Annotated in this window: 9 protein-coding genes; 4 read left to right on the forward strand and 5 right to left on the reverse strand. The window is 58.1% G+C overall.

Going from position 1 to position 9,777, the window contains the following annotated elements; all coding sequences use genetic code 11:
* From nagA to AC1XOS_RS15470, 5 genes are all read right to left on the reverse strand, one after another.
* The coding region (nagA, locus tag AC1XOS_RS15450; RefSeq protein WP_481963120.1) for an N-acetylglucosamine-6-phosphate deacetylase at positions 1-1,086 on the reverse strand (1,086 nt) is incomplete at its 3' end.
* Complete coding sequence (gene tatC, locus AC1XOS_RS15455) at positions 1,086-2,219, reverse strand: twin-arginine translocase subunit TatC (protein WP_481963121.1); 1,134 nt, start codon at positions 2,217-2,219, stop codon at positions 1,086-1,088. The genes nagA and tatC, both read right to left, overlap by 1 nt.
* A 76-nt stretch (positions 2,220-2,295) precedes the next feature.
* The gene (locus AC1XOS_RS15460; RefSeq protein ID WP_481963127.1) at positions 2,296-4,164 is read right to left on the reverse strand and encodes a hypothetical protein; all 1,869 of its coding nucleotides are present in this window, start codon (positions 4,162-4,164) and stop codon (positions 2,296-2,298) included.
* Between the two features lie 28 nt (positions 4,165-4,192).
* Positions 4,193-4,786 carry a LolA family protein gene (locus AC1XOS_RS15465; protein ID WP_481963122.1) on the reverse strand — a complete coding sequence of 198 codons (594 nt, stop codon included), beginning with the start codon at positions 4,784-4,786 and terminating at the stop codon, positions 4,193-4,195.
* Positions 4,787-4,789: 3 nt separating this feature from the next.
* Complete coding sequence (locus tag AC1XOS_RS15470) at positions 4,790-5,539, reverse strand: endonuclease III domain-containing protein (protein WP_481963123.1); 750 nt, start codon at positions 5,537-5,539, stop codon at positions 4,790-4,792.
* A 90-nt stretch (positions 5,540-5,629) separates the two neighbouring features.
* On the opposite strand from AC1XOS_RS15470, the gene AC1XOS_RS15475 reads away from it, so the two are divergent.
* The 4 genes from AC1XOS_RS15475 to AC1XOS_RS15490 all read left to right on the forward strand — a co-directional run bounded on the left by AC1XOS_RS15475 (position 5,630) and on the right by AC1XOS_RS15490 (position 9,636).
* Complete coding sequence (locus tag AC1XOS_RS15475) at positions 5,630-6,499, forward strand: universal stress protein (RefSeq protein ID WP_481963124.1); 870 nt, start codon at positions 5,630-5,632, stop codon at positions 6,497-6,499.
* A 52-nt stretch (positions 6,500-6,551) separates the two neighbouring features.
* Positions 6,552-6,785, forward strand: coding sequence for a hypothetical protein (locus AC1XOS_RS15480; protein ID WP_309719661.1), 234 nt, complete (start codon positions 6,552-6,554; stop codon positions 6,783-6,785).
* Between the two features lie 131 nt (positions 6,786-6,916).
* Positions 6,917-8,773, forward strand: a complete 1,857-nt coding sequence (mnmG, locus tag AC1XOS_RS15485) for a tRNA uridine-5-carboxymethylaminomethyl(34) synthesis enzyme MnmG (protein WP_481963125.1) — start codon at positions 6,917-6,919, stop codon at positions 8,771-8,773.
* 416 nt (positions 8,774-9,189) lie between these two features.
* Positions 9,190-9,636, forward strand: coding sequence for a hypothetical protein (locus tag AC1XOS_RS15490; protein WP_481963126.1), 447 nt, complete (start codon positions 9,190-9,192; stop codon positions 9,634-9,636).
* The last annotated feature ends 141 nt before the right edge of the window (positions 9,637-9,777 follow it).

The following is a 9,777-nucleotide window of genomic DNA, read 5'->3' on the forward strand; positions in this document are numbered from 1 at the left end:
ATTGATCCCATCGTCCACCAGAACCAAGTCCGAGAGGGAGCCTTCGGTGAGGCGGCCTGTGTCGAGCCAGCCTTGCTGATCGGCCGCGTTGGTGGCGGTGACTTGCGCGATTTCTTGCCAGCCCAGACCGCACCAAGTGCGAAGATTTCGCGCGGCCTGATCCATGGTCAGTACCGAGCCTGCCAGCGTCCCATCGGCGAGCGTGGCGCGTCCGTTGGCGACGGTGACATCGTGGCCACCGAGCTTGTAGAGCCCGTCGCCGTTGCCTGCGCCCGCCATGGCATCCGTGATGGCGATAAAGCGCTTTGCCCCGGCGGCGGCGTAGGTCATGGCGATCACCTCCGGCGCGACATGGTGCCCATCGGCGATTACCTCCACACGCACCCGTAGATCCGTCATAAAGACCGGGATCGGGCCGGGGTTGCGGTGGTGAGTGCCGTTCATCGCGTTGAAGAGATGGGTCGCCTGCCGTGCCCCAAGTGCAATCGCTGCTTTCGTTTGGTCTGCTGTGGCATCGGTGTGGCCCAGCGAGATCACGACTCCAGCGGCGTTGCAGGCGGCGATCAGCGCCTCACCGCCGGGTTGCTCCGACGCTAGTGTGATCTGCCGCATCGTCCCCTGCGCTGCCTCCAGCCAGCCTGAAAACTCAGCCTCGTCGTAGCGGCGCACGAACTCTTTGGGCTGTGCGCCAGGCTTGCCAGGGCTAATATAGGGGCCTTCGAGATGAATTCCCCCAAGCAAGCCCCCCCCACCCCCAATACTAGGGGAGCCCATGTGTCGTGCAACATTGGCAAGCGCCGCCGTAATGGCCGCATCGCTCTGGGTGATCGTCGTGGCCAGAAGGCGCGTGGTGCCGTGCGCCGCGTGCGTGCGGCAGATCGTCGCCAGTGCCTCCGGGGTCGCATCCATCGTGTCTGCGCCGCCACCACCGTGGATATGCAGGTCAATAAAGCCGGGGAGTACCGTCAGACCCGACGGTACTCCGGTCGTCTCTCGAATCGCGACGATCCGTCCGCTGGCAATGCTCAGGCTACCGTTCTCGATCACCTGCTCTGGCGTGACGATACGAACGTTGCGTAGCTCCATCAGCGACCATCCTGTGGCATGTTGGGGTTGATCGGATTAGGAGTAGGTTCGGGTGTGGCTGCTGGTACGGCTTTTGGAGTCCCAGGGCTCTTCGGCTCCAGCGCAGTGCGAAGCGCTTTCAGCTCCTCGGCTTGCTTCTCGACTTTCTCTTCCAGCGCCGCAAGACGTTGCTCTGTGGTCTGAGTTCCTAGAGGCAGGGGAGTCGGAGTAGGTGCGGGCGTAGGAGCTAAAGTAGTGGTTCCCATTCCCGGCTTCGGAGGCATGGGCACGGCTCGCTGGCGCGTGATCCAGTAGCTCACTCCTGCAAGCATCACCGCAGGAGCCAGAGAGACTAAGATCATGGTGAGTAGAGGGCGGTTCGCTGAGCCATCTTCCTTGGGCTCAAAGGCTTTCACAAGGCTGATTGAGAGAACATAGAGCCCTGCCATCGGAACCGCCATCATGATCATAGTCACGGGGTCGTTGGAGGGAACAAAGATCGCGGCGAGCGCCGCCAGTACCACAACGGCATGCCGCCAGTAGGTCAGCATCAGCTTCGAGGTCAGAATCCCAACACGAGCTAAGAAGAGCAAGATAACGGGAAGCTGGAAAGCAATTCCGAAGGCAAGGATAATCTTAACGGCGAGAAGGATATACTTCGCAGCATCTTGTAGCAAGGTGGCATCGGGAATGTCACCGATATAGCCCACCATCCAGTCGAAGGCAAGAGGAAGCACCGCATAACCGGTTCCGACACCCGCCAGAAAGAGCAACACTGAAAAAGGAGCGAGAAACTTGACGGGCTCACGTTCCTTCGCGGTGAGAGCAGGCTTGATAAAGCCCCAAAGTTCCATCACCAGAAGAGGGAGAGTTACTGCCAAGCCTGCAAAAAAGCTCACCTGGAGTTTCAGGAAAAAGGCATCTTGCACAGACGCAAGAGCAATCACGCCATGCTGGTTATGATCGGCAAGGGCACGTTGAAGAGGCTCATTGATCAGATTATAGAGTGGCTTGAAGAAGTTATACGTCAGAACCATTCCCACAACTAAGTAAAGAATGGCGCGAAAAATTCGGTTGCGTAGCTCAGCCAGATGCTCTACGAGCTCCATCTGGCCATCATGAGGGACAGGTTTCTTTTTTCGAAATAGTGCCATAACAAGCTTTATTATATCGGCGAAAAAAGACCCCTCTGAAATTTCAGAGAGGTCTTTTAAGCGAGGCTAAAAACAACTATTTTTTAATCGTCGCCGCCGCGGCTTTCACCACAGGAGCAGGAACCACAAGCTCTACCACGGTGGTGGAGCGGAACTTGGCAGGAACCTTGGGAGATTCCATTTGCTGGCCAGACTGCATGCCACCAAAGCCAGCCCCACTACCACCGCCCATGCTTCCCATCCCAGCGGCACCGGGCATGGACTTACCTCCCCCCATGCCACCAGGGCCACCCATCATGCCCCCCATGCCACCAGGGCCGCCCATCATACCTTCACCATCACCACCGCCCATCATGCCGCCCATGCCACCACCGACACCGGCCTGTGGCACCATCGCGCTGAGGATATCCGAGGGTGCATCCCCTTCAACTTCGGTGATTGTCTCTGTCTTGATGATCTTGCCCGCCTTGTAGCTAAACCAGATCGTGCGATCCATCTTAACCTTGGCTTTTTCGATCTTGCCCGCTCCGCCAAAAATCTGGACATTAGCTCGTTGAGTAAAGGTCTGGTGGATCTTGGCACACTGGTAACCACTCTCCCACTCAAGACCTTCCAGAGTGTTCTCAACTGTCACCATGGTAGGTGTGTCCAGCGTCGCCCATTCGAGAAGTAAGGGGGCTCGTGTTGTCCACTTCTGCCCCACACGTCGCTTCCCTCCCAGCTCAATCATGGGCAGAGCCACATAGGCTCCAGGCCGTGCCCCATTGGCGATACCGGGATCGAGAATGCGCCCCGAGGAGTTTACAGAGCGGTAGCGCGACTTGAAATCGTAGATATCTTGCAGACGAGCGGAGCCTGCTGCGGAGATAATCGTTCCATCTTGGACGCGATCGCGAATAAAGAAGTCGCTGGCAGCCAGCCGATCTTCGGTCGTACGGATGTAGTTCGCCTTGACCGTCTGAACCGGAATGCGGTAAGGACCGGCAATATCACCATTACCAAAGGGGCTTGCTCCACCGCCGCCCATCATTCCTCCCATACCACCGTCGCCGCCCATCATGCCGCCAGGACCGCCCATCATGCCGCCAGAACCGCCCATCATGCCACGACCACCCATACCACCAGAGCCGCTCATCATGCCACCTTTGCCCATGCCGCCAGAGCCGCTCATCATGCCGCCAGGGCCGCCAGAGCCACTCATCATGCCGCCAGGGCCGCCAGAGCCACTCATCATGCCACGACCGCCACGCCCCATGCCGCCAGAGCCGCTCATGCTTTCACCATCGCCCCCCATCATGCCACCGGGGCCACCTGCCATTCCCCCCATCGTACCGCCGCTCATCCCACGTCCCTGGGAAGAGTAGCCACTGCGACGCTGGCTAATCACGGTGTTCGTGGGCACTTTGACATCGTTGACGTACTCAAGATCGGTGCGCTGCTTGTACTCTACCTGCTCTCCCACCGCGAAACGGTAGGCGAGTGCAATTCCATCGGAGGGCATGCGCAGATCGCCACGGTTGTTCACCGTCAGAGTCAGGGTCTGCTTGCCAAGTTTCTTGTTACCCGCATCATAGGCGATCAGCTCTAGTGTGTGCGGGCCATCATCAACACCATCAAGGATGATGTCTTTTTCCGCATCGCGTATTTTAGCTTTGGTATTCCAGAGCAACGTCACCATCGACAATGGCTTGCCATCGCTGACGATAAAATCAGTATCAACTTTCTGGCCCGGTGCAGGCACCATCACCCCAGCGCGGAACTTGCCATCTACACCCAGAGCGAGGTACTTCACCCCCTCAAGCGCCGTACGGGGAATGCGAATCTTGACGGTCTCCCGCACGGTTGCCCCGTTCTGTGGCCCCGCGACCTGAAAGGCAACCTGTGCCGATGAGACAGCAGCCACTCCAAGGGTGACCAAAAGCGTACCTAATGCCTTGCTCTGCATACGATCCTCACTTTATAAACTTTCTGTTTTACCGTGAGCCAGGAAGACCGGATGGCCCCCCTTGCCCTTCAATAATCTGTGTGCCTGCCGGAAGCGTAAAGAGTGCCTCCGGAATACTTCCATTGAGTTTGATTTGGGAGGCTTGCATCGTCTGCATTCCTCCAGCGTTTCGCATCTCAAGCTTTACCGGCAGGGTAAACCCCGGCGTTGTCCCCAGATACACCACGGAGCCTGTGCGTGGGTTTTTATAGACGTCACAGGCAATTCCCGCCACGGTTACTTTACCCGTCTTTTGTGCTCCTGCCAGAACCTCGCTAGCCTGAGCAAAAACCGTACTGAGGCCATCCTCAATCTTGAGGTTCATCTTCTGTGCCGCTTTATTTGCGGGGATAAAGAAGAAAGCCCCTTTTTCATTGACCACATAGCGCACCTCGCCTAGTGCCTTGTCTTTGTAGTCTAGGCGGCCTCTCGCGCCACTCACCGCGATCTGAAAGACCTGCGTGTCTTTGGGGCCATCTTTGGGAGCCATCACCATCGTCACAGTGAACTGTGCCGTTTTGGCAAGGCTCGACCGGGAGAGAGCTGACTTCTTTTTCTCGGTTGGTTGTGGTACTTTCTGCATCGCTTACACCTTGTTCGACCCTTCTCCTACCTTTTCCTTCAAACCATGAAGCGTTCCCGGTAAATTTTGTGGCAAAGTTTTTTTCGAGAGCCTACCGCCCGCCTGCCGATAGGCACACTTGCTCCCCAAAACGCACTCCTCGCAGCGTGGTTGCTGGGCGACACAGACCCGCCGCCCATGCCGAATGAGATGCACATGATACGAATAAACGTCGGGATCTTTAAGCTGGCTCTGGAGCGCATTATGTGCCTTCGCCTCCCCAAGCTTCTCGTCAATGAGACCTAGCCGATGAGAGACCCGGAAGACATGCGTATCTACAGGCAGCACGGGCCGCCCCAGGGAGAACATCAGAACGCACGCCGTGGTCTTTGGCCCCACGCCGTGAAAGCTATTTAGAAACGCCTTTGCCTCTTCCGTTGGGGTTGTCTTGAGAAACTCCAGGCTGGTGCTACCGACTCGCTCATGAATCTCCTGTAGAACGGCTCGAAGGCGCGGCGCTTTGGCATCCGCAAGCCCTCCACAGCGAATAGCATCGGCGATATCGCGCACTTCGGCTAGGCGAACCTCGTCCCAGCCGCCCGGAAACGCACGCCTCAGGCTATCAAAGGCCCGGCCACTATTCACATCCGAGGTCGCCTGGGAGAGAATCGTCTGCATCAGCGCATCCAGTGGCTCCCCATGCGAGCGCCACGCAAGCTCGCCGTACTCTTTATCGAGCTGCTTCACCACCCACTCCGCCGTCACTTTTTTCACCACGAGATTTTACCCGAATCCGCCAACACGATGATGTCAAAGCCAACTAAAAACCGATACAATCACCACTAGAAACGGAGGGGCAAGATAGTGCGTGTTCTCATTGGGGTGGATCAAGCCGAAGGGGCTAGTGAGGTCGCGGGGTGGGTACGTCGCTTTAGCTTCAAAGACCTGGCGGAGGAGTGGATGCATGTCGTCCCGCAGCAGAGCGGCGTTACTTGGGCACTCGACCCTTTTCTGGCAGCAGATCAGACTGAGCGTCTTCAAGAGAAAACCGCTCGCCAGATTGAGCGCGATCTAAAAGAGCGCAGCGGCAGTGCCAGCGTGCGTGTCAAGATTGGCAACCCGGTTAGGGAGCTTCTCAACCGCGCCGACGAGACGCACACGGACTTGCTGGCCGTGCGTGGCTCCGATAAAAACTCGCTCGCGGCTTTCTTTCTAGGCAGTGTCGCGCGTGCCCTGGTCGAGGGGGCTTCGCAGAGCGTACTCCTCACCCGAGGTGCCGCGCCACAACGTCCTCTGCGTGTTGTCGTTGCCACCGACCACTCAGAGTACATGGACAAAGCGCTGGAGAAGCTGACGGCAGGGGCACCACAAGGGATCGGACATCTCCCCGTTCTGCATGTGCTCCCCGCTCCCTACAAAGCCGATATGGACCAGCTCGCCCAAGAGATCGCGCACGAGGCCTACGGTCGCCCGGTTCGCACCCCTGAAGAAGTGACGGGGGCAGCCGCAAAAGCGCTCGGGGAGAAGCTAGGCTTGCCTGCGGAGGCCATACACAGCGTGGTTGCCCACGGCTCCATCTCCGATGCGATTGAGACAACCCTGAGCGCAGCAGACGCGGACCTGCTGATTCTGGGTGCCAAAGGCCACACGCTTTTAGAGCGCCTCACACTAGGAAGCGTCTCGTTTCGCGCCGTCACCACTTGCCCCAAGAGTGTCTTGGTTCTTCGCGTGTAAGTTAAGCAGCGCTGAACTGCCAAACGATACAATAGACACAGAGGTTAGCACCATGTCCGTAACAACCGAAGAAAGAATTCGCCATCTTGAAGCCGATGTCGAGTGGCTCAAAGCACAAGTAAGCCCACAGCGTCCTGGAGTGGTCGGTAAGACACACCCTGATTTTTTAAAGACCTGTGTCGGAATCTTCGCAAATAATCCCCTTTTTGAGGAGATGGATCAACAGATTCAGGCAGAGCGCGAAGAGGAGCGACGCCTTGCCCGTGAGATAGATACCAACGAATGATCTATCTGCTTGATACGGATCATATCAGCATTTTTCAAAGACGAATGCAACCGTTTTGACCCGTAATCGGCGAGACTTTGATAAGATCCCAGGACTTCGTACAGAAGACTGGACTGTGGAGCCAAATTTAGATGTTTGATGTTCTAGTAATCGGAGGCGGGCACGCGGGGTGCGAGGCGGCGCTGGCTTCGGCGCGACTGGGCTGTAAGACGCTTCTGGTAACGGGGCGCTTGGATCGGATCGGGTGGCTGCCGTGCAACTGCTCGATTGGCGGCCCAGCAAAAGGCCATGTGGTGCGAGAAGTAGACGCGCTTGGGGGGGCGATGGGGCTCATCTCCGATGCGACTCTGACGCACATTCGGATGCTCAACACGGGCAAAGGCCCCGCCGTCCGGGCGATACGGGCGCAGGTGGATGTCGAGAAGTACCCCGCCGCGATGCAGGCTTATCTCGCGGCCCAAGAGAATCTGACGCTCCGTGAGGCGATGGTAGAAAATTTGCTCGCCGAAGGCGGGCGTATTTGTGGCGTCACGCTGTCGGATGGGACGCAGCTTCCGGCCAAGACGGTCGTCGTTACCACGGGGACGTTTCTGCGCGGGCTCTGCCACCGGGGCGAGGATAAGTGGGAAGCGGGGCGCAACGATGAGGCGGCGGCCTACGGGCTCTCGGCGAGCCTGTCGAGCTTGGGCTTTCCGCTGCTACGGCTCAAGACGGGGACGACCCCCCGGATGGATAAGAACACGATTGACTTTTCCCGCACCGAGGCACAACCCAGTGAGCCGGACTGTCCCTCGCTGAGCTTTCGGACAGCTAAAAAATCCCACACGGGACTCCTGGCGGCCTACCTCACCTGGACCAACGACGCAACCCATAAGGTCATCCGCGAGAACCTCCACCGCTCGGCGATGTACGGCGGACAGATAGAGGGAGTCGGGCCACGCTACTGCCCCAGTATTGAAGATAAAGTGGTACGCTTCGCTGATAAAGAGCGCCACCAGGTCTTTCTGGAGATCGAGGGCTGGGACACGCCGCAGGTCTATGTCCAGGGCATGAGCACGAGCCTCCCAGCCGAAGTCCAGGCGGAGTTTGTCAAGACGCTCCCCGGCCTCGAAGACGCCGTGATGCTCAAGCCGGGCTACGCCGTGGAGTACGATGCCGTCCCGCCCACGGAATTAACGTCGGCGCTCATGACCAAGCGGGTCGAGGGGCTGTTCTTTGCCGGGCAGATCAATGGGACGTCGGGCTACGAAGAAGCGGCGGGCCAGGGGCTGATCGCGGGTGCCAACGCGGCGCTCTATGTGCAGGGCCGCAAGCCGTGGAGCCTGACCCGCAGCGATGCCTACATGGGCGTCATGGTGGACGATCTGGTCACTAAAGGCGTGAACGACCCCTATCGCCTGCTCACCAGCCGCGCCGAGTTTCGCTTGACCCTGCGCAACGACAACGCCGATCTTAGGCTCACCCCGATGGGCCGCGCCCTCGGACTGGTGGGCGATGCCCAGTGGGAGCTTTTCCAGGAGCGCAAGGCACGCATCGAGCATGTGGAGAAAACCCTCACGGAGAACACCGTCGGAGGACTGGACAGCGCACGCCTCGAAGCCCTTGGCTTTGCGCCCATCACGACGCGCCTGTCCTACCTTGACCTCCTCCGCCGCCCCGAAGTGAACCTGGAGTCGGTCGCCCAGCTCGCCGGACTCGATCCCACGCACTACGCCGACGGCCTAGAGCAGTGCTTCATCACCGCCCGCTACGATGCCTACATCCGCCGCGAGGAGATGCAGATCGATGTCGCCCGCCGCGCCGATCACCTCGCCCTCCCCACCGACCTGGACTACGCACTCGTCCCGTCGATTGCCAACGAGGCCCTCGAAAAATGGAGCCGCCTCCGTCCCGCCACGCTCGGGCAAGCGGCAAGAATCCCCGGCATCAACCCCGCCGACATCTCCGCACTGCATATCTACCTCGTGTCCCAGCGGCTACCGGTCTAAGGGACTCCGAACACCTTGAGCTCCTCGGTTGAGGACATGGGGGTAGATCATCGCAGTTTCGCTTTCCGTCCATCACGGTGGAGGAAGAGGAGCGTAGCAAGAGCGACCAGAAAGTTTAAAATCGTTGTCATTTTCTTGGTATACTATTCCCTGAGGTAGCGTTAACCTTCGCCTACAGAATGGTTGCGAAAGGGCATTTCTGACAAAAAGTGAAAAATCTCACAGTAAGCCTGACGACAGCTGTTTGCGGCACAACACACCAAGATCGTCATTATGACCGCTGCGGCATAACTCTCCCCACGAGGGAGCAAACACCGCCACGGCAGAAACACGAGTTAGGCGTCATTACCCCGCAGGTTATCGCAACGGTTCGCTCTCAAGAGCAGGATTGCGAAATAACCAGACGGGGAGCGCATATGAAAAACACAAGACAACCGAGTCAGTTCTGGATCACCTGGCTGCTTATCGTATCGGCAGGCGTGGCCGCATTCGGCTTAGCCCTAGTCTTACTTCCAGAGACTACAAGGCAAGCTTTTTCGCTTCTCGTGTATTCATCCCCAACAAGCGTCGAGGCGTTTGGAACCGAACAAGTCCGGTACATTTCGCTGGTTCATGCAGTTCTCGGTGGGGTTATGGTCGGCTGGGGAAGCATATTGTTCTTTGTTGTAAAAGACTTCCTCCAGACGAAACACCCACGCGCCTGGAATTTAATCGCCACAAGCCTGCTGGTTTGGTTCATCCCAGATACGGCCTATTCTTTACTCTCGGGCTACTGGCAAAATGCGATCCTGAACGCAGGATTCTTGACCCTATTCGCAATCCCGCTTTGGGCAATCAGACATGACCAAAAAAAAGACGCCTAACCAGCCCATGGAGCGGACGCCTCCGCGCTGCGCGCGGTTGCGCCCCTCATCGGCGCGTTCGGCGATGGAGGGCAGTTCGGTGGATGTCGTGATCGTAGCGTTCGAGGAGTTCACTGACGTGGACGTGTTCTTCATGTGGGA

The sequence above is a fragment of the Armatimonas sp. genome, assembly GCF_964826245.1.